The 20,771-nt window shown below is 54.1% G+C and carries 19 protein-coding genes; 9 read left to right on the top strand and 10 right to left on the bottom strand.

All coding sequences use genetic code 11. The features are described from left to right. Positions 1 to 37 precede the first annotated feature (37 nt). Positions 38 to 559: a cupin domain-containing protein gene (locus AC6CHQ_RS00300; protein ID WP_092050733.1), complete on the bottom strand. Its 522-nt coding sequence runs from the start codon at positions 557 to 559 to the stop codon at positions 38 to 40. Between the two features lie 319 nt (positions 560 to 878). Between AC6CHQ_RS00300 and AC6CHQ_RS00295 the strand changes: the two genes are divergently transcribed. From AC6CHQ_RS00295 to AC6CHQ_RS00275, 5 genes are all read left to right on the top strand, one after another. Further along, the gene (locus tag AC6CHQ_RS00295) at positions 879 to 1,406 is read left to right on the top strand and encodes a sigma-70 family RNA polymerase sigma factor (protein WP_424236725.1); all 528 of its coding nucleotides are present in this window, start codon (positions 879 to 881) and stop codon (positions 1,404 to 1,406) included. Positions 1,407 to 1,465: 59 nt separating this feature from the next. Next, positions 1,466 to 1,798: a YflT domain-containing protein gene (locus AC6CHQ_RS00290; RefSeq protein WP_498080508.1), complete on the top strand. Its 333-nt coding sequence runs from the start codon at positions 1,466 to 1,468 to the stop codon at positions 1,796 to 1,798. Between the two features lie 103 nt (positions 1,799 to 1,901). Next, complete coding sequence (locus AC6CHQ_RS00285) at positions 1,902 to 2,537, top strand: YfbR-like 5'-deoxynucleotidase (RefSeq protein ID WP_498080507.1); 636 nt, start codon at positions 1,902 to 1,904, stop codon at positions 2,535 to 2,537. Positions 2,538 to 2,733: 196 nt separating this feature from the next. Further along, a complete protein-coding gene (gene gdhA / locus AC6CHQ_RS00280; RefSeq protein WP_092049462.1) occupies positions 2,734 to 4,116 on the top strand; it encodes an NADP-specific glutamate dehydrogenase in 1,383 nt (460 codons plus the stop codon). Positions 4,117 to 4,260: 144 nt separating this feature from the next. Further along, the gene (locus AC6CHQ_RS00275) at positions 4,261 to 5,229 is read left to right on the top strand and encodes a proline dehydrogenase family protein (RefSeq protein ID WP_424236727.1); all 969 of its coding nucleotides are present in this window, start codon (positions 4,261 to 4,263) and stop codon (positions 5,227 to 5,229) included. Between the two features lie 61 nt (positions 5,230 to 5,290). Here AC6CHQ_RS00275 and AC6CHQ_RS00270 read toward each other — a convergent pair whose 3' ends face one another. After that, a complete protein-coding gene (locus tag AC6CHQ_RS00270; protein WP_498080506.1) occupies positions 5,291 to 6,430 on the bottom strand; it encodes a M20 family metallopeptidase in 1,140 nt (379 codons plus the stop codon). A 349-nt stretch (positions 6,431 to 6,779) separates the two neighbouring features. Between AC6CHQ_RS00270 and sda the strand changes: the two genes are divergently transcribed. Next, positions 6,780 to 6,926: a sporulation histidine kinase inhibitor Sda gene (gene sda, locus AC6CHQ_RS00265; RefSeq protein WP_498080505.1), complete on the top strand. Its 147-nt coding sequence runs from the start codon at positions 6,780 to 6,782 to the stop codon at positions 6,924 to 6,926. Positions 6,927 to 7,024: 98 nt separating this feature from the next. Here the strand turns inward: sda and hutI are convergent, their stop codons facing one another. The 5 genes from hutI to AC6CHQ_RS00240 all read right to left on the bottom strand — a co-directional run bounded on the left by hutI (position 7,025) and on the right by AC6CHQ_RS00240 (position 13,613). Continuing rightward, a complete protein-coding gene (gene hutI / locus AC6CHQ_RS00260; RefSeq protein ID WP_498080504.1) occupies positions 7,025 to 8,278 on the bottom strand; it encodes an imidazolonepropionase in 1,254 nt (417 codons plus the stop codon). Further along, positions 8,275 to 9,966 carry a urocanate hydratase gene (gene hutU, locus AC6CHQ_RS00255; protein WP_498080503.1) on the bottom strand — a complete coding sequence of 564 codons (1,692 nt, stop codon included), beginning with the start codon at positions 9,964 to 9,966 and terminating at the stop codon, positions 8,275 to 8,277. Before hutU ends, hutI begins: the two co-directional genes overlap by 4 nt. A gap of 173 nt (positions 9,967 to 10,139) precedes the next feature. Further along, positions 10,140 to 12,158 carry a TRAP transporter permease gene (locus AC6CHQ_RS00250; protein WP_251238882.1) on the bottom strand — a complete coding sequence of 673 codons (2,019 nt, stop codon included), beginning with the start codon at positions 12,156 to 12,158 and terminating at the stop codon, positions 10,140 to 10,142. Beyond that, the gene (locus tag AC6CHQ_RS00245) at positions 12,145 to 12,621 is read right to left on the bottom strand and encodes a DUF1850 domain-containing protein (protein WP_251238881.1); all 477 of its coding nucleotides are present in this window, start codon (positions 12,619 to 12,621) and stop codon (positions 12,145 to 12,147) included. Before AC6CHQ_RS00245 ends, AC6CHQ_RS00250 begins: the two co-directional genes overlap by 14 nt. Continuing rightward, positions 12,618 to 13,613 (bottom strand): TAXI family TRAP transporter solute-binding subunit, encoded by a 996-nt coding sequence (locus AC6CHQ_RS00240; protein WP_498080502.1) that lies wholly within the window; start codon positions 13,611 to 13,613, stop codon positions 12,618 to 12,620. The genes AC6CHQ_RS00245 and AC6CHQ_RS00240 overlap by 4 nt, the downstream gene beginning before the upstream one ends. A 212-nt stretch (positions 13,614 to 13,825) precedes the next feature. On the opposite strand from AC6CHQ_RS00240, the gene AC6CHQ_RS00235 reads away from it, so the two are divergent. Continuing rightward, positions 13,826 to 15,508, top strand: a complete 1,683-nt coding sequence (locus AC6CHQ_RS00235) for a DUF2207 domain-containing protein (RefSeq protein ID WP_498080501.1) — start codon at positions 13,826 to 13,828, stop codon at positions 15,506 to 15,508. A gap of 66 nt (positions 15,509 to 15,574) precedes the next feature. Here AC6CHQ_RS00235 and AC6CHQ_RS00230 read toward each other — a convergent pair whose 3' ends face one another. Both AC6CHQ_RS00230 and AC6CHQ_RS00225 read right to left on the bottom strand, forming a co-directional pair. Beyond that, positions 15,575 to 16,255: an LrgB family protein gene (locus AC6CHQ_RS00230; RefSeq protein WP_177168232.1), complete on the bottom strand. Its 681-nt coding sequence runs from the start codon at positions 16,253 to 16,255 to the stop codon at positions 15,575 to 15,577. Continuing rightward, positions 16,255 to 16,608 carry a CidA/LrgA family protein gene (locus AC6CHQ_RS00225; protein WP_092049490.1) on the bottom strand — a complete coding sequence of 118 codons (354 nt, stop codon included), beginning with the start codon at positions 16,606 to 16,608 and terminating at the stop codon, positions 16,255 to 16,257. The genes AC6CHQ_RS00230 and AC6CHQ_RS00225 overlap by 1 nt, the downstream gene beginning before the upstream one ends. A gap of 162 nt (positions 16,609 to 16,770) precedes the next feature. On the opposite strand from AC6CHQ_RS00225, the gene AC6CHQ_RS00220 reads away from it, so the two are divergent. Beyond that, the gene (locus tag AC6CHQ_RS00220) at positions 16,771 to 17,562 is read left to right on the top strand and encodes an SDR family oxidoreductase (protein WP_498080500.1); all 792 of its coding nucleotides are present in this window, start codon (positions 16,771 to 16,773) and stop codon (positions 17,560 to 17,562) included. Between the two features lie 179 nt (positions 17,563 to 17,741). Next, complete coding sequence (locus AC6CHQ_RS00215) at positions 17,742 to 19,145, top strand: purine-cytosine permease family protein (protein WP_251238877.1); 1,404 nt, start codon at positions 17,742 to 17,744, stop codon at positions 19,143 to 19,145. Positions 19,146 to 19,239: 94 nt separating this feature from the next. On the opposite strand, the gene AC6CHQ_RS00210 is transcribed toward AC6CHQ_RS00215, so the two are convergent. Beyond that, positions 19,240 to 20,769 carry a solute symporter family protein gene (locus AC6CHQ_RS00210; protein WP_092049497.1) on the bottom strand — a complete coding sequence of 510 codons (1,530 nt, stop codon included), beginning with the start codon at positions 20,767 to 20,769 and terminating at the stop codon, positions 19,240 to 19,242. Between the last annotated feature and the right edge of the window lie 2 nt (positions 20,770 to 20,771).

Genomic DNA, 20,771 nt, shown 5'->3' with positions numbered 1-20,771 from the left:
GAAAAGCCTCCGCGGGCAGCGGAGGCCTGGCATTTGATCATTTGATCCACTTGTGGCGCATCGGACTCTGGTCGTCTTCTCCGTATACCGGATCCTGTCCGGGGATACCGGCATTGCCGATCGTATTTTTCGCCTGCGCTGCCTTGGCCGGATCGCGCTCCATCAGATTCGGTTCCGCCCCTTCGGGATAGGCGCCGACCACTTCGAAGTCGTCCGACGACTCCACTTTCATATGTCCCGTGCCGGCGGGCAGCAAAATCACATCTCCCGGTTTGACCTCGAGCCTCTGTCCGGAATCCCCTCCCGCCAGGATCGTCCCGGTTCCGCGTCGGACACCCAGCACTTCGTGTGTATTGGAGTGATAGTGCAGATAATCATAAACATCCCCAGACCAGCTGTTTGTCCAACCATGGCTGTTGAATGCCGCTTCGATCTCTTCGGGGCTGCGCCCGCCGTCTTCCCCGTCAAATGCATTCTGGTAGAAAATGACCGGAAGCGCCGGGTTATTCGGAATCTGTCCGTCTTCTTTCAGGAAAAACGATTGTACTTGAATATCCATCTGATCCGTCCTTTCTTCCATTCTTCCATAGTTGCTCTGTTTATCATTTACCCGTCTGCCGTTTCGCTAACCGTTTCCTTTTTCCGTACTGCCAAATTTCAATTTCAAAATACCTCCGGGACATTTAAATAGGTCTTTTCTCACTTAATAACGCCGCTTTCTTACAGGGAGATGCGCCAAAATCCAATTTTGGCACCTTCAAAATTGGATTTTGCTAATTTGACAATCACATTAGCCGATTCGACCTCCGCACATGCGTTTTATAGGCTGAACGTACCCGGGAAAACGTTGCGCCGTGCACGGCCGGAAAGGCCGACCGATGAATCCGAACACAGAAGATCTCATCATGCAATATGAACCTATGATTTCCGCCATGCTCCGACAGCTCAACATCCGCCGCGATCATGACAATTTCCGTCAGGCGGCGCGCCTTGCGCTTTGCCAGGCATACTCAAGATACGACAGCAACCGGGGCCATTTCGCTCCATTTGCGTACCGGACGATCCGCGGAGCGATGCTGGATGAACTGAAAAAAGAAAGCCGTCACGCGGATGCGGGTTCAGCCGTCGGTCCCGAAGTGCTTGAGGCATTGGCAGGACGGCATGGGCCCCATGCAGATGCGCCTGTCCCCGACGACCGGCTCCCGCTGCTGCGTCAGGCCTTAGCCCGGCTGCCTGAAGAGGACCGGCTCCTGCTCATCAGGCTCTTTGCGGAGCGCATGCCCTACGCCGAATGCGCACGGATTGCAGGAATCTCCATTCCCGGCATCAAAAAGCGGCGTGAACGTATTTTGGCAAGACTCAGGAATCAGATCACTGCGATGATCGAAGAGGAAGCTTCTGTTTAGCCGGATGTCCCGCGGGTAAAGATAACCGTAAATGATAAGAATTCCAGGAGGGATTGCAAATGGCAAAAGTGATCACAGTTGAAAACGGCCTGCAGGCACGCGAAGAAATCAATAAGCTCGTCACACAGGGATACGACAAGGAACACATTTATCTGTTCGCACACTCTGATGACCGGGAAAAAGACATCGCGGAAGCACTCGATGTAGAAACAGCAGGCATGAGCGATACCGGCTTCTTTAAAGGAATGAAGAATCTCGTCGCAAAGCGCGGCGATGAACTCCGCTCCGAATTCCAAGGTGTCGGGCTGTCCCAACAGGAAGCAGACGAGTACGAGAAGGTGCTGGATGAAGGTCGCCTTGTCCTCGTTGCCCAGGACGCAACGGACAAATAAGCAAGCTGAAACGCCGTCCGATCCGGGCGGCGTTTTCAGCACTTATAAACGGATGTGCATAAACTGATGAAAAGCCGCACAAATGAAGCAAGGAGGAAGCAGCATGGGCATTCACAGCTTTTTTACCAGTATGAACGACCTGGAACGGATCATCCGTGCACCCGGCAAGTTCAAATTCGAAGAACATAATGTCGCCGCGCATTCATGGAAAGTGGCACAATATGCCATGTTTTTCGGCACGCTTGAAGAAATGCACGGGGCGGATGTTGACTGGAAGTCCCTTTATGAGAAAACGATCAACCATGACTTTGCAGAAGTCTTTATTGGAGACATCAAGACGCCCGTCAAGCATTCCTCCCCCGAACTAAAACAGATGCTGGCCACAGTCGAGGAAAAGATGATGGAAAAGTTTATCCTCCGGGAAATCCCGGAAGAGTTCCAGGCGGTCTTTTTCCATAGAATGAAAGAAGGCAAGGACGGCACACTCGAGGGACGCCTGCTCGAGCTGGCCGACAAGCTGGACCAGTTCTATGAGGCTTACGCGGAACTCAAACGGGGAAATACCGAGCCTGATTTTATCCAGATGTATGAAATCGCTCTGACAAAGATCCTGGATATGCCGCTTAAACAGAGCGTGACCTATTTCCGTGATGTCATCCTTGAAGATGTCGTCAGCGAAAAGACAGCGGTAGACGTCAAAAGCCTCACCATTCGGATCCTGAATGACCAAAAAAATTAAGCGCCAAAAATGTGAATGTTGTTTGAACAATTGCTATTAAATGCCATAATCCGAAAATTCGGTATTGAAAACGCTTGAGCGGCTGTGTATAATTATGAAATCAGACTCATAGCATTTTCTGAGAAAACATAGACGGAAAAGAACGAGGAATCCAAGCAGGTTCCTTTTTTCGGTTCCAGGAAAGGAATGATGCAACATGCAGATGGTCAGAGACGTTAAGGAAGAGGCACGGCGCAACGCAAACGATTATGTCCATCAGGTCTTCGAACTCGTCAAACGGCGCAATCCTGGACAGAAAGAATTTCTCCAGGCGGTCCGTGAGATTTTCGATTCTCTCCGCCCTGTCTTTGCACAGCACCCCGAGTACATCCGGGACGGCATTCTGGAGCGGATCGTCGAACCCGAACGGATCATTTCATTCCGGGTGACGTGGGAAGACGACAACGGGAAGGTCCATGTGAACCGCGGTTACCGTGTCCAGTACAACAGTACGCTTGGACCGTATAAGGGCGGGCTCCGCTTCCACCCTTCCGTCAATGACAGCATCATCAAATTCCTGGGCTTCGAGCAGATTTTCAAAAACGCGCTGACAGGTCTTCCGATCGGCGGCGGCAAAGGCGGCGCCGATTTCGATCCAAAAGGCAAGACAGACCGCGAAATTATGCGCTTCTGCCAGAGCTTCATCACCGAACTGAGCAAACATGTCGGTCCGGATACGGACGTCCCTGCGGGCGACATCGGTGTCGGCAAGCGTGAGATCGGCTACATGTTCGGCCACTACAAGCGACTGCGCAACGCTTACGAAGCAGGCGTCTTTACCGGGAAGGATCCCGAAAGCGGCGGCAGCCTCGGTCGGAAGGAAGCGACAGGCTACGGCCTTGTCTATTTCACAGATGAGATGCTCAAGCACCACGGGCTGAACCTTAAGGACAGGACAACTATCGTATCCGGATCCGGCAACGTATCGATCTATGCGATGGAAAAAGCAATCGAATACGGCGCAAAAGTCATTGCCTGCAGCGATTCAAACGGCTATATATATGACCCTGCCGGGATCAATCTCGACACCGTCAAGCAACTGAAGGAGGTCGAGCGCCGCCGGATCAAGGATTACGTCATGTTCCACCCGGATGCGACCTACACGGAAGGCTGCGCGGACATCTGGTCAATCCCGTGTGAAATTGCACTTCCTTGTGCCACACAAAATGAACTCGATGAAGCGTCTGCTGCTAGACTCATTGAAAACGGCCTGATTGCAATTGCTGAAGGTGCGAATATGCCATGCGACCAGGAAGCGATCGACATGTTTATCGAGAACGGCATCCACTATGGCCCGGCCAAGGCAGCCAATGCCGGCGGCGTTGCAGTGTCCGCTATGGAAATGTCCCAGAACAGCATGCGCTATTCCTGGACAGCTGAAGAAGTCAATGAAAAGCTGCACCGCGTCATGAAAGACATTCATAAAAACTGTGTAGAAACTGCAGAGCAGTATGGCTTCAAGAATAACCTGATGGTCGGCGCAAATATAGCCGGTTTCAGGAAAGTCGCGGATGCCATGGTAGTCCACGGCCTGCATTGATGCAAATATTTTTTTCACCCCAACTCCCCTTTTTCGGGGAGTTTTTCTCTTGGGGGCAAAAAATCCTCACATGAAAGCCCATACAAGTCAAACTAGTGGTATAATAATTTCGAAAACGAATACATATGGCAAGGAGCCGTTGATATGCTTAAAGAATTCTTTATCGGTCTTTCCCAAAATCAGTTCCTGAACGCTGCCGCACAGAAATACGGCCTTCAGCTCGGCGCGCAAAGTGTCGTGGCCGGTACGGATATTCATGAAGCTATTGAAACAATAAAGGAATTAAATAAATGCGGAATATCCGCTACAGTAGATAATCTCGGGGAATTCGTCCATGACCGCGAGGAGGCGGCCGCTGCCAAGAATCAGATTCTGGGCGTTGTGGAAGCGATTCATGAGGCGGGAGTCGATGCGCATATCTCCCTAAAGGCTTCCCAGCTCGGCCTGGACATCGACTACGGCTTTGCCCTGTCCAACCTGCGGGAGATTGTCGGGGCTGCCGCAAAATATGACATGTTCGTCAACATCGACATGGAAGACTATGCCCGCCTCCAGCCATCGTTTGATATTTTGGATGAGCTCTCGAAAGACTACTCAAATGTCGGTACGGTCATCCAGGCCTACTTCCATCGGGCGGAAGACGATATCCGGGACTATAAGGACTACCGGCTCCGCATCGTGAAAGGTGCTTACAAGGAACCGGCAAACGTCGCTTTTACTGAGAAGGAAGAAATCGATCGCAACTTTATCAAATTGATCGAGTACCATCTTCTTCACGGTAAATTCACATCAATCGCGACGCATGATCACCATGTCATCGATCATGTAAAGAAATTCGCGGAAGAAAACCAGATTCCACGGGACAATTTCGAGTTCCAGATGCTTTATGGGTTCCGCCGTGATATGCAGCACGACTTGGCAGCCGAAGGCTATAATTTCACGACATATGTACCATTCGGCAAAGATTGGTACGGCTACTTCATGCGCCGTCTGGCTGAGCGTCCTCAGAACCTGAATCTGGTCGCCAAGCAGGTATTTACACCGAAGACCAATGCCGCCATCGCCCTGGCGGCAGGGGCCTTCCTGCTCGGTCGCGTGTCAAAGCGCCGCTGAGAATGAACAAGGACCGCACCCCGGATTTTTCCGGAGTGCGGTCCTTTTGTTCGTGCAGGGTTCATTTGTTTTCTGACAGCCGGACAATGGTTTCTGCAAGCAGCCGGCAGCGCGGGACGAACGAATCGATTTCCATATACTCGTCATCGCGGTGGGCATTCCCGCCGACGGGCCCCATTCCGTCAATCGTCGGGATGCCGGCAGCTGATGTATAGGATGCGTCGCCTCCCCCGCCTGTGGCGGTGTCCGTGACATCAACCCCGATTTCCGAGCCGATTTCCCTGATCAGTTTGATCAGACCGGCCGTCCCCTCAGTACGTTCCATTGGAGGACGGTTGATGGAACCCTCAACGGTAATAGTTGTTCCTTCCACGTCGGGCACCCTGCAGAGTTCGCGGATCTTGCGGTCTAGCGGCTCCGCCTGGGACAATTTCGTCGTACGGATATCCACATAGCCGACCGCCTCCGGTGTGACGACGTTCACTGCATCTCCCCCCTGGATGATGCCGACATTGACGGTGATGCCTTCCCTGTAGTCAGTCAGCGCATGGAGCTTGATGATTTTATGAGCGAGTTCTTCCGTAGCGCTCCGCCCTTTTTCAGGTTCGATGCCGGAATGCGCAGCAACTCCGTGTACACGGATCGTGTAGTCTCCTCCGCCTTTGCGGGCGCTGACGAGCGAACCGTCCTTGCGTGCCGGCTCCATGATGAGGGCAGCCTTCTTCCCTTTCGCATGTGCCTCAATCATCGGGCGGCTCGTGATCGAACCGATTTCTTCGTCGCTTGTGAGGAGAATTTCGATATTTTCGAGGCCAGACCGGCCGCTGTCCTTAATGGCCTGCACGGCATACAGGAGCGAGACGAGACTTGCCTTCATGTCGATGACTCCCGGCCCGTATGCACGGCCATCCCTCATTGAAAACGGCCGCTCCGCCGCCGTTCCGTCGCGGAAAACCGTATCCATGTGGGCGACAACCAGGATTTCAGGATCCTTAGCATCGTGATGCCGGATAATGAGGTGATCGCCCTGTACCTCCTGGCTAACGGTCTGGACGTCAAATCCGAGATTGACATACGCTTCTTTCAGGATGCTTCCGACCTTGTCGATTCCCGCTTTATTTCGCGAGCCGGAGTCAATATTGACAAGCTGCCCGAGCAGGACGAGCATCTCTTCCTGATGGCTTTTCAGAAATTGTTCCATTACCTTCACTCCATTCACTGCCTGATAGATGAATACTTCTCCATTATACCGGTTCACACTATTCAGATGAAACTGCCATTCTATGTAGCTGCAAGCAGAAAGATGATGCGAAAGGCAGAAAACTTTTCGACAAAATCCGACTTATCCAGATTCTGTGGATAACTCTATGCACATCATCCACACTGCCGAACGCGGAATGAGGCATCATTCACACACACTATCAACAGGTTATCCACCGGATTTTGTGGATAAAGGAACAGTTGTTCCCGAAATGTTTCTTTGGTAAATTGAATTTACGGGAACGGCGGCAGTCCGCACTTCCCAGACTGTTGTTCCGGAGGTGAACTGGTTGGAAAGATTGTCGGACGATCAGCTTATTGACACCTATCTCACGGCGATTGCACACGGGCTCAGTCAACGTTTTATTCTGCTACTCGAGAAAGAGATTATGCGCCGCACCTTCGTACAAGATAAAGACTTGTTGTGTCCGGCATGAATGTGAAGCAGATGGCACCGGTGTCGAGCATCAACTAGACACCGGAATGCTTTCTGCTTTTTGTGTGCACACAAAAAGCCGGGATTCTTCCCGACTGTTCAGACAACTCTTTCTCCCTTTTTCCAGACGGCACTGACATGGTTGACACCGAACAGGTATTGGAGTTCCTGATAGCTTTTCACATTCCACATGACGAGATCTGCCTGCTTGCCTTGTTCGATAGACCCGGCTTTGTCCTGCACCCCGATAGCATGTGCGGCATTGATCGTTGCAGCGACAAGGGATTCCGCCGGGGTCATCCTCATGGAAATGCACGCCAGGTTCATGACAAGCGGCATCGAAGTCGTCGGGGAAGAACCCGGGTTGCAGTCGGTCGAGATGGCGACCGGCACACCCGCGTCGATCATCTCCCTTCCCCTTGCAGCTTTTTCTCGCAGATACAGGGCCGTCGCCGGCAGGAGGCAGGCGACCACACCCGCTTCCGCCATCTTCCGGATCCCCTCATCGGATGCCTTTAGCAGATGCTCCGCAGAGATGGCACCGACTTCTGCGGCAAGCTCAGCGCCCCCATAGGGTTTGATTTCATCTGCATGGATCTTTGGAGTCAGCCCGTGTAGCTTGCCCGCTTCCAGAATTCGCCGGGACTGTTCGGGCGAGTAGACACCGACTTCGCAAAAGACGTCATTAAAGACAGCCAGTTTTTCCGATGTCACGGCCGGAATCATCTCATTGATGATGAGGCTGACAAATTCCTCTTCCCTGCCCTTGTATTCCGGCGGGATTGCATGGGCGCCCATGAAAGTCGGCACGATGTCGACCGGATGCCGTTCATTCAGCTGTTTCATGACATGAAGCTGCTTCAGCTCGGTCTCAAGCTCCATTCCGTAGCCGCTCTTCCCTTCTACCGTTGTCACCCCGTGACGGAGGAATGAATCCAGCCGAAGCTCCGCCTGCCGGTACAGCTCTTCCTCCGTCGATTCTCTTGTCATGCGTGCAGTCGCGTGGATTCCGCCGCCGGCATTCATGATATCCATATAGGATGCGCCCTCAAGCCGCATTTCAAATTCTTTCTCCCGGCTTCCTCCGTAAACGAAGTGAGTATGCGGGTCGACAAGCCCCGGCGTCACGAGCTTGCCATATGCCTCGAAAACATCCGCATCTTCCTCCCATTCCCCGAACTGCTCATTCAGCTCGGCGGTCGTGCCGACTGCCTTGATTTGACCGTTCTCGATCCAGATGCTTCCGTCTTCGATCAGGCCGAGTTCTGACATTTCCGGTCCTGACCTTGGTCCCTTGCCGCCTGCGACGGTCACGAGCTGGGCCGCATGCTTAATCCAGAGAGGTCTTCTCATGACGGATCCTCCTTCCTGAGCATCGGGATGTCGATACCCTTATCCCTTGCTGTCCGGATGGCGACGTCATATCCCGCGTCCGCATGGCGGGCGATGCCCATCCCCGGATCGGTCGTCAGTACCCGCTCCAGCCTTGCCTCCGCTTCCTTTGTTCCGTCTGCCACAATGACCATCCCTGCATGCTGGGAGTATCCCATTCCGACGCCTCCGCCATGATGGACGGAAACCCAGGTCGCCCCCCCGACGGCATTGATGAGGGCATTCAGGATCGGCCAGTCAGAAACCGCGTCGGAACCGTCTTTCATCGCTTCGGTCTCCCGGTTAGGAGACGCGACGGATCCGGAATCCAAATGATCGCGGCCGATGACGATCGGCGCCTTCAGCTCGCCTGACGCCACCATGTCGTTGATGATTTTACCGAAGCGGGCACGTTCACCGTATCCGAGCCAGCAGATCCGGGAAGGGAGGCCCTGGAATTCAATCTTCTCCTGCGCCATCCGGATCCAATTGCAGAGTTGGACGTTGTCGCTGAATTCCCGAAGGATCACTTCATCCGTCTTCCTGATGTCTTCAGGGTCGCCGGACAGCGCCACCCAGCGGAACGGCCCCCTGCCCTCGCAAAACTGCGGCCGGATGTAGGCCGGCACGAATCCCGGGAAGTCAAACGCCCGGGTGACGCCTTCGTCTTTCGCCACCTGCCTGATGTTGTTGCCGTAGTCGAATGTCACCGCACCCCTGTCCATCATGCCGATCATGGCACGGACATGGCAGGCCATCGATGATTTCGCCTTTTTCACGGCAAGTTCCGGGTCCGAAGCCCGTAGTTCCTCCGCCTCTTCCGCAGTCATTCCGGACGGAACATAGCCATTTAGCGGATCATGCGCCGATGTCTGGTCGGTAAGCACATCCGGGATGAATCCCCTGTCCAGCAGTCGGGGAAGTACATCTGCCGCATTGCCCAGCAATCCGATGGAAAGCGCCTTTCCCTCTTTCTTCGCTTTCTCTGCAAGGCGGATGGCTTCATCGGCGGAATCAGCCTTTTTGTCCAGATACCGCGTCCGGATCCGCTTGTCGATGCGGCTCTCATCCACTTCTATCGCGATGCACACCCCTTCCGCCATCGTGACGGCAAGCGGCTGGGCCCCGCCCATGCCCCCGAGACCCGCCGTGAGTGTAATGGTGCCTTTGAGGGAGCCGCCGAAATGCTGGCGAGCAAGTTCTGCGAACGTCTCATACGTTCCCTGCACGATTCCCTGGGAGCCGATATAGATCCAGCTTCCCGCGGTCATCTGCCCGTACATCATAAGTCCGTGACGGTCGAGTTCATGGAACGTGTCCCAATCGGCATAGGCAGGAACCAGATTCGAATTGGCGATCAGTACACGCGGCGCATCCCGGTGTGTCCTGAATACGGCTACCGGCTTTCCGGACTGGATCAGAAGAGTTTCGTCATTTTCCAGCCGTTTCAGCGCGGCGACGATTGCATCGAATGATTCCCAGTCGCGTGCTGCCTTGCCGATCCCCCCATACACGACCAGCCGGTCCGGATGCTCCGCCACATCCGGATGAAGGTTGTTCATGAGCATTCTCAGCGCAGCCTCCTGCAGCCACCCTTTCGTTTGCAATTCCATTCCGGTATAGGCAATCACTCTTCCGGCCGCACCACTTGTATGCGCTTTCAATTCCATCGCCTCCCCTTTTCCCCATTGTACAATGAATCCAGAAATGGGACATCAGGATCGGGATAATGTTCAGCGCTTTAATGAGGCAGCATACGAAAAAAGCCCCCCGAAACCGTTTTGCCGGGTCAGGCAAAAGATTTTAGGGGACTCATTATGTCGGTCTGGACAGATGTCGCTTGTCAGGCTGTGGCTGGACTGCTTTCCCGCCGCTCTTTCAGGAAGTTTATGACGAAGATCGCACCGACAATCACGATGCCGATCACATCGGAATAGGTTTCCGGGATAATCATTCCGACGGCCCCTGCTCCAAGCAAAATCCGGAAAATCAGATTCATGTCTGTCCGGAAATAACCTTCGATCGCTGAACTCAGTGCGATAATGCCGATCACCGCAGTAACCGTGATCATCAGGATATCCAGCGGCGCGGCCATCCCGAACTCCCTCGCATTCGTAGCGATGCCCTCTGTGTCCAGCATCAGCATGGCCGGGTTATAGACAAACAGATAAGGGATCAGAAAGCCGGCCGCAGAAAGCTTAAGGGCATGGAAGCCCGTTTTCATCGGATCCCCGCCGGAAATCCCGGCCCCCGCAAAAGCGGCAAGCGCAACAGGTGGTGTGATGTTGGCAAAGATTCCGAAATAGAACACGAACAGATGGGCGACGATAATCGGGATGTCGAACTCGGCCAGAGCCGGTGCTGCCATGGTTGCCGTTATGATATAGGCAGGAATCGACGGAAGCCCCATTCCGAGAACCATTGAAGCCAGCATAGTAAAGAACAGGGTCAGGAAGAGGGAACCCGCTCCAAGGCTTGCAATAGAAGAGGTCATCACGTTCCCGAAGCTGGTCAGGCTGACGACGCCGATGATGATTCCGACCACCGCACAGGCGACCATGACAGAAAGCGACTGCCTGGCGCCACTGTCCAGCGCGGCCAGGATGTCACGGAAGCCCATTCGGGTCTCTTTCCGGATCGCAGCGATAATGACCGTGGAAATAATCGTATAGATCGCAGTCTGTCCGACCGGAACCCCTTGGTATAGGAAGAAGACGAGCAACAAGATCGGAAGCAGTAGATGCCCTCTTTCTTTCATGACTTCCTTGACGCGCGGCAGATCGGCCTTCGGAATGCCTTTCAGCCCCCTGCGCCCTGCGCGGAAGTGGACCTGCATGATGACACCCAGGAAGTAAAGGAGAGCCGGGATCAATGCGGCCAGCGCGATCGTCCCGTATTCGACACCTGTCGTTTCGGCCATGATGAACGCGCTCGCGCCCATGATCGGCGGCAGGATCTGACCGCCGACAGAGGCACTTGCTTCCACGGCTCCGGCAAAGTTCTTCGAGTAGCCGATCTTCTTCATCATCGGGATGGTGAACGCGCCGGTACCCACTACGTTGGCCACTGCGGCACCATTGATGCTGCCCATGAAGCCGCTGGAGATGACGGCGACTTTCGCCGGTCCGCCCTGTTTGTGGCCCGCGAGAGCGAGCGCCAGGTCATTGAACAACTGACCCATTCCGGATTTGGCCAGGAAAGCACCAAACAGGATGAACAGGAAGATGAAGTTCACGGAAGCACCGATGGCCGTTGAATAGAGCCCTTCCGTCTTCAGGTACAGCTGGCCGAAGATATCACCCAAATCGAATGGCCGGGTCGCCATGCTGATGGGAACCCATGCCATATGACTAAAGAACGGATAAGAGAGGAATATCAGCGCGAGCACAGGCAGGATCCATCCGGTCACCCGGCGTGCAGCCTCCAGAACAAGCAGCACCGTCACGATCGCCATGACAATGTCAGCCGCGTTCGGGATCCCGCCCCTCGTCGTGACGATGGCCGTGTACTGGGAGATCAGATAGACGGCAGTCGCAATGGCTCCGATGAACAGCAGCCAGTCCAGCCATGGCACACGGCTGCGGTTCTGCTTTTTGGTCATCGGGTAAAGCAGAAAGATAAGCCCGGCCCCGACTGCCACGTGTACCGCGCGCTGCTGCAGCGCCGGTATCGGATTAAACGTCGTGTACAGGTGAAAAACCGAATACAAAATGGCGACAATCGAAATAAACAGCACAACTGTCCGTTTGCTGATTTTCCGTGTCCTGGAATCTGCATCAAACTTCTCAAGCAGCGCCTCCTGCTTTTGCTCATCCAGGAACTCCGTTTCCGCGGCAATTCCTTTTTTCTCAGTTTCGCTCATGATGGGCACCTCCGATCAGCCGCCAAAGCGGCACCTGTTGATGTGTAATTCTGACCGTCCACCGCTCCCCTCCGGGATCATAAAGAGGGCGATCGCCTTTTTCCGTGTATAAAGTCGTCCGGACATTGGCAGATGTTGAAATAGTCAGTTCTCCGATTTCCTGCTCGAGGGCCATGTGGACAAAGCCGTCATCCGACGGAATGATTTCCCCGTCCGATGGCACGCCTGCCCCGAATGTCTTAAACCGGGTTTTCGTGAGATAGAGCTTCCCGTCACGCACTACATAGGTTTCAAACCACGGCTCTTTTTCCACAGAGTGGATCCAGCCGACTTCAAACCGGTTAACGGGAATATCTTCTTGCCAGCCATCTGTGGTGACACGGATGGCGGAAACGCGTATTGAAAGAGAAAGAAGGAGCATAACGACCGCTATGCCCCCGAAGATGAAGCTTTTGGATTTCATTGCTCGTCATAGTACTTCTGCGCTCCCGGATGGACCGGTGCGACCATACCTTCCTGTGCCCCCTCCAGAGAAATGTCGGAAGCCGCCTGGTGGGAGTTCTCAAGTGACTCCAGGCTATCGAAGAATTCCTGCGTCAGTTTATAGACGTCGTCTTCCGACAGCTCGGCCGACACGACAAGGGCGTTCATGATGGCTGCAGTCGGAACGGCTTCTTCATTGCCGTATGTATCCGCCGGAATTTCCATAGAGATGAAATATGGCTGTTCTTCCGCGATCTCTTCAACTTTTGCCGGGTCGACAGAGACCATGCTCAGATTCAGGCTCTTCGACAGTTCGAGAACCGAGGAATTCGGAAGGCCGCTTGTCAGGAATGCCGCGTCAATCTGGCCGGAACGCAGGCCGTCAGCCGCCTCGGCATAGCCAAGGTAATCGACTTCAATATCGTCATAGGTGATTCCGTGTCCTTCCAGCAAGTTGCGGGCATTCACTTCGACACCTGAGTTCTGGTCACCCACCGCCACACGCTTGCCCTTCAGGTCATCTACCGTTTCAATGCCGGAGTCCGCCGTCGTCACAATCTGAACAAAGTTCGGATACAGCGCGGCAATTTGCTGGACCTGGTCGACCGGTTCGTTAAAGTTGCCGGTACCTTCAACCGCTTCCGTCAGGACATCACTCATCACAAATGCCATCTCAACTTTGCCTTCCTTGATCAAGTTGATATTTTCAACTGAAGCACCAGTTGTCTGCGGCTTTGAGTTGACGCCGTATGCATCTGAATATTCACTTGCCAGTGTGGTCCCGATGATGTTGTACGGGCCGGATGCACCCCCGGTGGCGATTGTCACGATCCGCGTATCAAGTCCTTCCGAATTACCCCCGCCTTCTCCGTCTCCTCCGGCAGAACCTCCGTCATCCCCGCCGCATGCAGCAAGCACCATTGCACTCAGCATGGTCCCTGCTGCGAGTGCTGTCCATTTCTTCTTTTTCACACAAAATCCCCCTTTTTGTTAGCCGTTCTTTGGAACTATTGATTGAAGCCATTATAGCAATAGAAAGAAAGCGCGAACAAGTCGAATAGCAAAGAACGTTCAGATTAATTGAATGTTCCTGACAAATCCAACTGCAATTCAGCAACGCCTGAAACCTGGGCAATGCCTGTCCCGTATAAATAGATAACCAAATTGAAAAGGAGGCGGTCGTGATGACCAGAATGATCAGAACCATCCTGACGGCGACGCTCCTGCTGTTCCTGTTTCCGGCCGCCGCGATGGCTGTTGACTTCGAAATCACGGACAGCACGATCGAAGCCAAAATGGACAAAAGCGGAAGGGTCAATGTAACCGAATATCACACTTACCAGTTTGATGGTGATTTTAATGGGATGACCCGGATGCTCGTCCCCAAAGAGGGCACCGACATCTCGGGATTCAGTGCCTTCGAGGATGGGCAGCCGCTCAAGACCGAGAGAGATGGAGACCTGTACAAAGTCTTCCGGGGCGGTGAAGACGAGAAGGTAACGATCGAATTACGTTATGACATTGAGGACTCCGTTACCCTTTATGAGGACGGGGCTGAGTTCTACTGGCCATTCTTCGATGACCGCAATGAAGCGGACTATGGCAGGATGATCATTAAGGTCGTACCTCCGGAACCTGCTTCCGGAACGGAAGTGATCGGCTATGATGAGGCGGCCGGGACCGGAACAGTCGAGTCTGACGGCAGTGCCCGGTTTGACCTGGGCCATGTCGGCTCTGGAGAAAACGGAGATATCCGTGTTGTCTTCGACGGTTCCCTTTTCCCTTCCCTGAATACTGAATCCGGCACTATCCGCAACACAATTGCAGATGAACGGGCACGGCTTGCCCAAGAACAGGAAGCTGCGGAAGCCCGCCACCGGAATGCAGTCCTGATCGGCAACATCATGCTGCCGGCTGCGGGGCTCCTACTCCTGGCCGTCATCTGGATTGAATGGAAGTCTTCTCGCCGTAAACGGGAAGCAGCGAGACTCAAGGCGGAAGAAAACGACTTCCGCACACCGGATGAAATCATCAGCATGCCTGCAGCCGTACAATTCACTTCACCGGCCGCCAGTGCCGAACCCGAGCGCCTTTCCGCGGCCCTGCTCGACCTGATCCGTAAAGGCCAGGTTGTCCAGGTGACTGAAACCCGGTTCGAAGAAACAGACCAGGCACCGGAACACAAGCACGAGGAAATCTTCCGTTCCATCCTCTTTGACAGCTTTAGTGACGGGACAGGCGCGTTTGATCTGGATGAGCTGAAGCGACGGACCGAAGACGATATGAAAGCCGGGGAGTACAGCAACCGGATGGTGGAGTGGATCGGCACCGTTGCCATGGAGATCAAGGAGGCTCGGCTGAGGGAAGCCCATCCCGGAACGTCCGGGCTCCTCGTCCTCACAGGAAGCGTCCTTGCCGGCACCGCCATCTACTTTGGCATATCCGGTGCACTGGTCCACCTTGCCATCGCCATACCGCTTGCCGCGGGCTGCCTGATCACGGCTGCTTTCCTCAGGCCGCTCAGCGACAAAGGACATCTTATTCGTGAACAATGGCGGGCGTTCACCGAAAAATTGGACGGCGTCGACTTGGAAGACTGGCAAGCCATGCCGCGCGAAGATCGTCTCCGCGGCTATATCTATGCGATCGGCACCAAAAATAAACACATCGATCTACCATTTGCGCGATTTGCGGAAACGCGGCAGGCTTCCCCGGAAGCGCCGGTCTTCTTCGGATACGATCCACTCATCATGAACCGCTCATTTGCCGTTGCCGGCACACATGCCGCCCACTCTTCAAGCTCCTCGTCCTCCACCAGCTCAGGCGGAGGCACCGGTGGCGGAGGCGGAGGATCTGGAGCATTCTGACTCCGGTCGCCATCAAAGAGAAAAGCTCCATTCCGGATCAGGCCGGAATGGAGCTTTATCATTTGTTCACATAAAAAACAGGGTACAGACGACCGTGATCAGGATCGCAGTCAGAATATAGGCAACCGTACTTACGGAGCCCTCTTTGTCACTTGTTTCAAAGAGTTTCGCGGTACCGAATCCGTGTGAGCCGATTCCGACACTGAGTCCCCGGGCAACCGGATGACGGATACCCATCTTGTCGAGAATCGGAATGCCGAGAACTGCACCGCCGATGCCGGCAATCATGACATAGACGACAGTCAGCGACGGGATGCCGCCGATCGTCTCAGACAGTTCGATGGCTATTGGCGTCGTGGCGTTTTTGGGGATTGTCGAAATGGCAACCGCTGCATCCGCCCCGAGCCATTTCGTCAGAAGATAGCCGCTGAAGAGGCCGAACAGCCCTCCGCCAAACACACCGAGCAGGATCGGACCGAAGTATTTCTTCACCATCGGCAGGTTAAAGTACAGCGGATAAGCGAGGGCAACAACTGCCGGCCCAAGCAGCCAGTTCCACAATTCTGCCCCCTTCATATAGGTCTCATATGAAATGTCAGCCGATAGCAGCAACAGCCCGATCAGGACAGTTGCTACAATCATCGGCTGCAGCCAGGTCTTTTTGTATCGTTTGTACAGATAGATTCCGATTGCGTATGTACCGAGCGTCATAAGCGCACCGAACAGATAGATGATCGTCGTGTTCATCATGCTTCCCCCTTCCCGACCGACCGTTCAATCACCCACGCGGTCAGAACGATTGTCAGAAGAGTACTCGCGAGCACCGCCACAAACGAAATCGCATTCCATGTCCTGAACAAGTCCAGGTAAAGGATGATGGCGACCGTGGTGGGGATGAAGAACAGTGTGAAATTGCGGATCAGGACGGATGCACCTTCGGCATGGGCATTCACCGACATGTTTTTGAACACGATGATGAACACAAGAAGCAAAAGAAGCCCGATGATGCTGCCTGGGATGGGCAAACCGAGCCATTCCTTGACCTGCACCCCGAAGAAATAGAACAGGAAGATCAGCGCGAGCTGAACGAATTTTTTCATGGACACCGGTCACCCCGCTTTGTTCGAAATTCAATCATTTCCTTCCATCTTACTCCTCCTCCCCCTGCCGCTCAAGGCAGTCCCAACAAAATGGAATGAATCCTGACCGAAACGCCGGTTTTCCGGTACAATCGGATTATTGGGGATAAAGGAGGAAATTTCATGGATCTGAAACTGAAGGACAAACATGTACTGGTCATGGCTTCAAGCAAAGGGCTTGGACGAGCTATCGCATTGGAGTTTGCAAAAGAAGGGGCAGCCGTCTTCCTGACGAGCAGGAGCGTTGAATCTCTTGAACAGACCGCAGGGGAACTCAAGGAGGAATCCGGAAATGACAATATCCGCTACCACCCGTGCGACATGTCCCGTGAAGAGGATATCTCCGAGCTTTTCCTTAAAGTCCGTGAAGCTTTTGGCGTAGTAGATGTACTCATCAACAACACCGGGGGGCCAAAAGCCGGAGGATTTGCAGATGTGGAAGATGCAGACTGGATCAAGGCATTCCAGCAGAACCTGCTGAGCTATACGCGTACTGTCCGGGAGGTCCTGCCGGGTATGAAGGAAAACAACTGGGGACGCATCATCAACATCTCCTCGTCTTCCACGAAGGAAGTAATCGACGGGCTCATCCTGTCCAATACGTTCCGTGCCGGTATGGTCGGCCTGTCGAAATCCCTTGCCCGCGAGTATGCATCTTCAAATATTCTCGTCAATACAGTCGGGCCCGGCAAAATCGAAACAGACAGGATCATCGAGCTGGACACCGTGCGCGCCAAGAAAACCGGCGTGACACCGGAAGAAGTCACCGAGAACGCCAAACAGAACATTCCGATCGGCCGCTACGGACAGCCGGACGAATTTGCCCGAGCCGTCGTTTTCCTGGCATCCGGCGCCAACACCTACCTTACCGGCCAATCCCTCGTCATCGATGGCGGCATGCTAAAGGCTCTTTAATTTCATCTGACCCAGAACACGGCAGGGATCGTTCACCCTGCCGTGTTCTGATTTAGGACAGCTTGCCGATATGCGATATTTTTGTTATGTTAATAAAGTTGCAGTTTGTGAAAACCATCACATGGGAGAGTGGTCTTTCTACAAAATTTATTAACTCAAATAGAATAAGGAGTGATTCAATGACTTCAGTGTCCGTAGACAACCAAACAACGGCACAAGAAGCACATACCGACGACTATTCATTGGACCGCGTCCCCCGTTCCGAACGGAAAATGGGATGGCTGAGCATCACGAATATTACATTTGGAATCGCCACTGCGATTTTCTACTTCCAGATGGGCAGTGTCATGGCTCTGCAGTTCGGCGCCATCAACGCCCTGATTTCCTCAGCGTATGCGATCATCGTCGCCGGCATCCTCGGTTCGTTTATCGCTTATTTCTCCGCGAAATCCGGCATGAACGTCAACCTGATGTCAAGAGGCGGCGGATTCGGCTATATCGGCGCCTCGCTCACGTCCCTTATCTACGCATCAAACTTCATCCTCTATGTTGCGTTTGAAGGACTGATCCTGGTCGCTGCCGTCTACACTTTCTTCCCTTCCATCCCTCAATGGGTGCTCATCGTCTTTTTCGGAACCATCGTCATTCCGCTGAACTGGTTCGGCATCAAACAGCTGGACAAGCTGCAGAAATGGTCGCTTCCGATCTTCTTCGTCTTCCTGATCGCTGCGATCGTCTTTTCATTCCTCACTCCTTCCGTATATGAAGGTTCGTTCTGGACCTACATGCCGGCAGGCGTTGAGGTAGGCGGCACAGCCCTTCTGGCGTGTATCGGAATGCATCACGGCATCATGGGCCTCACTGCCCTGCTCGCTTCCGACTACACCCGGTTCCTGAAGCCGAAGGACATCAAAAAAGGCTCCATTATTATCGGCTTCGTCCCGCAGTTTTTCTGCTTTGGTGTTATGGGCGGTCTCGGAATCTGGTTTGGCGTACGTCTCGGCGAAGCCAACCCGGGTGTCTACATCGTGACCCTCCTCGGCCTTGGCGGTGCGCTTTTCACGGCGCTCACCCAGCTCCGCATTAACGTGACGAACATCTACAGCGCCTCGCTGTCGCTTTCGAACTTCTTCGAGAACATGTTCCGATTCACGCCCGGTCGCCGTTTCTGGGTGGTCGTTGCCGGTGTCCTTGCCATCATCCTGATGCTTGGCGGCATTGTTGACCACCTGGGCGCCGTCATGACATTCCAGGGCGTCTTCCTTCTCGCCTGGGCAGCAGTGCTTGTCGCTGATGCGCTCATCGTGAAGAAGATGCTAAAAATCGGGCCGCTCTACTACGAGGCCCGCCAGAAATACCTGTATAAGTGGAACCCTGTCGGAACTGTTGCACTCATCGTTGCAAGTGTTCTCGGCACCATCGCCGCACTCGGCTTCATGGGTGAGTTCCTCGCCAGCACAGCGGCATTTTTCGCGGCCATTCTTGCCGCCATCCTGACCGTTGTCCTTGCGATTGCAACGAAGGGCCGCTACTACATGAGAAAACAGCCGGAGGAAGTTCCAGAGGAAGATTTCATTGCCTAATCTTTCGGCCGCACCGCTGCTCCCCGGATTCACAAATGCATAGAAAAACCGCTCCCGCCGGAAATACCGGCAGGAGCGGTTTTTTCGTTCAAGTTCATTCACGATATCCGGTATTGGCGCGTACCGATACCTCTGCAAAACGCCGGGCGTCCGACTCTTTCGAGAGAATCGTGCCAAGCCAGCCACCGAGGAATCCGAGCGGCACTGATACGATAGCAGGGTTCGTGAGCGGGAAGAGCGGTTCGCCAACAAACATCGCAGCACCTGCTTCCGGCGACAGGACGTTCGGGCTTACTGCAACCAGGACAAGCGCCGAAATCAGACCGAAAAGCATCGCCGTGATGGCGCCTGTCGTATTGAAGCGTTTCCAATAGATTGTATACAGGATGACCGGCAGGTTCGCGCTTGCCGCCACACAGAAAGCGAGCGAAACCAGGAACGCAACGTTCAGTGACTGAGCGCCGAGCGCCAGGAGAATCGAGAAGACCGATACCCAGAGGGAAGCCTGGCGGGCAGCCTTCATTTCCTGTTGCTGGGTTGCTTGGCCCTTCTTGATGATCTGACCGTAGATGTCATGTGCAAATGCCGAGGCACCGGTCAAGACCAGTCCCGCCACCACCGCCAGGATTGTAGCAAATGCTACTGCCGAGACGAAGGACATGAGCAGATCACCGCCAAGCGCTTCCGCAAGCAGCGGAGCGGCCATGTTTCCGGCCGGGTTCGCCGCCACGATGGCCTCATGCCCGACAAATGCAGCTGCCCCGAATCCGAGGAAGATAGTCAGGATATAGAAGATCCCGACAATCCAAGTCGCCGTAACAACAGAACTGCGTGCCGTCTTGGCATCCTTGACCGTGAAGAAACGCATCAGAATATGCGGCAGGCCGGCAGTACCGAGAACGAGCGCGAGCATAAGGGATATCGTATCAAGCGGAACTGTATACTTGAGTCCCGGCTGCAGGAATGCTTCACCGTGCGCGGTTGCTGTCTTAACCTCGCTGAACATTGTCATGACGCTGAAGTCAAAGCGGGCAAACACCAGCACCGCAATGACAACGGTACCGAGCATGAGCAGGACTGCCTTGACGATCTGCACCCAGCTCGTCGCCGTCATACCGCCGAACAGGACATAGATGGTCATCATGACACCGACAATGAGGACCGCTATCCAATAAGGAATTCCGAACAAAAGCTGGATCAATGCACCTGCGCCGACAAGCTGTGCAATCATATAGAAGATGACGATGGTGATCGTGCTGAACGCAGCCGCCGCGCGGACCTTTTTCGCGTCGAAGCGGGAATTGATCATATCCGCAAGCGTATACTTACCGAGGTTCCGGAGCGGTTCGGCCACGAGGAACATCACGACAAGATAGGCAATCAGGAATCCGATGGAGTAGAAGAATCCGTCAAACCCAAAAAGTGCGATCATCCCGGCAATACCGAGGAATGAGGCGGCAGACAAGTAGTCCCCTGCGATGGCAAGGCCGTTTTGCCAGCCGGTGAGTCCCCCGCCGGCCGTGTAGAACTCGCCCGCGGTGGTCGTGCGCTTGGCAGCCCACCACGTGATGAACAATGTGAGAAGTACAATAGATAAAAACAGGACTATGACTGTTGTGCTCAAGC

The organism is Bhargavaea sp. GQ12 (genome assembly GCF_059758705.1).
Note: the sequence above shows the minus strand (reverse complement) of the source record. Positions and strands in the feature narration are given on the sequence as shown.

Coding starts and splice junctions, on each gene's coding strand:
- AC6CHQ_RS00300 (WP_092050733.1), bottom strand. CDS start 559: ATGGATATTCAAGTACAATCGTTTTTCCTGAAAGAAGACGGACAGATT.
- AC6CHQ_RS00295 (WP_424236725.1), top strand. CDS start 879: ATGAATCCGAACACAGAAGATCTCATCATGCAATATGAACCTATGATT.
- AC6CHQ_RS00290 (WP_498080508.1), top strand. CDS start 1,466: ATGGCAAAAGTGATCACAGTTGAAAACGGCCTGCAGGCACGCGAAGAA.
- AC6CHQ_RS00285 (WP_498080507.1), top strand. CDS start 1,902: ATGGGCATTCACAGCTTTTTTACCAGTATGAACGACCTGGAACGGATC.
- gdhA (WP_092049462.1), top strand. CDS start 2,734: ATGCAGATGGTCAGAGACGTTAAGGAAGAGGCACGGCGCAACGCAAAC.
- AC6CHQ_RS00275 (WP_424236727.1), top strand. CDS start 4,261: ATGCTTAAAGAATTCTTTATCGGTCTTTCCCAAAATCAGTTCCTGAAC.
- AC6CHQ_RS00270 (WP_498080506.1), bottom strand. CDS start 6,430: ATGGAACAATTTCTGAAAAGCCATCAGGAAGAGATGCTCGTCCTGCTC.
- hutI (WP_498080504.1), bottom strand. CDS start 8,278: ATGAGAAGACCTCTCTGGATTAAGCATGCGGCCCAGCTCGTGACCGTC.
- hutU (WP_498080503.1), bottom strand. CDS start 9,966: ATGGAATTGAAAGCGCATACAAGTGGTGCGGCCGGAAGAGTGATTGCC.
- AC6CHQ_RS00250 (WP_251238882.1), bottom strand. CDS start 12,158: ATGAGCGAAACTGAGAAAAAAGGAATTGCCGCGGAAACGGAGTTCCTG.
- AC6CHQ_RS00245 (WP_251238881.1), bottom strand. CDS start 12,621: ATGAAATCCAAAAGCTTCATCTTCGGGGGCATAGCGGTCGTTATGCTC.
- AC6CHQ_RS00235 (WP_498080501.1), top strand. CDS start 13,826: ATGACCAGAATGATCAGAACCATCCTGACGGCGACGCTCCTGCTGTTC.
- AC6CHQ_RS00230 (WP_177168232.1), bottom strand. CDS start 16,255: ATGAACACGACGATCATCTATCTGTTCGGTGCGCTTATGACGCTCGGT.
- AC6CHQ_RS00225 (WP_092049490.1), bottom strand. CDS start 16,608: ATGAAAAAATTCGTTCAGCTCGCGCTGATCTTCCTGTTCTATTTCTTC.
- AC6CHQ_RS00220 (WP_498080500.1), top strand. CDS start 16,771: ATGGATCTGAAACTGAAGGACAAACATGTACTGGTCATGGCTTCAAGC.
- AC6CHQ_RS00215 (WP_251238877.1), top strand. CDS start 17,742: ATGACTTCAGTGTCCGTAGACAACCAAACAACGGCACAAGAAGCACAT.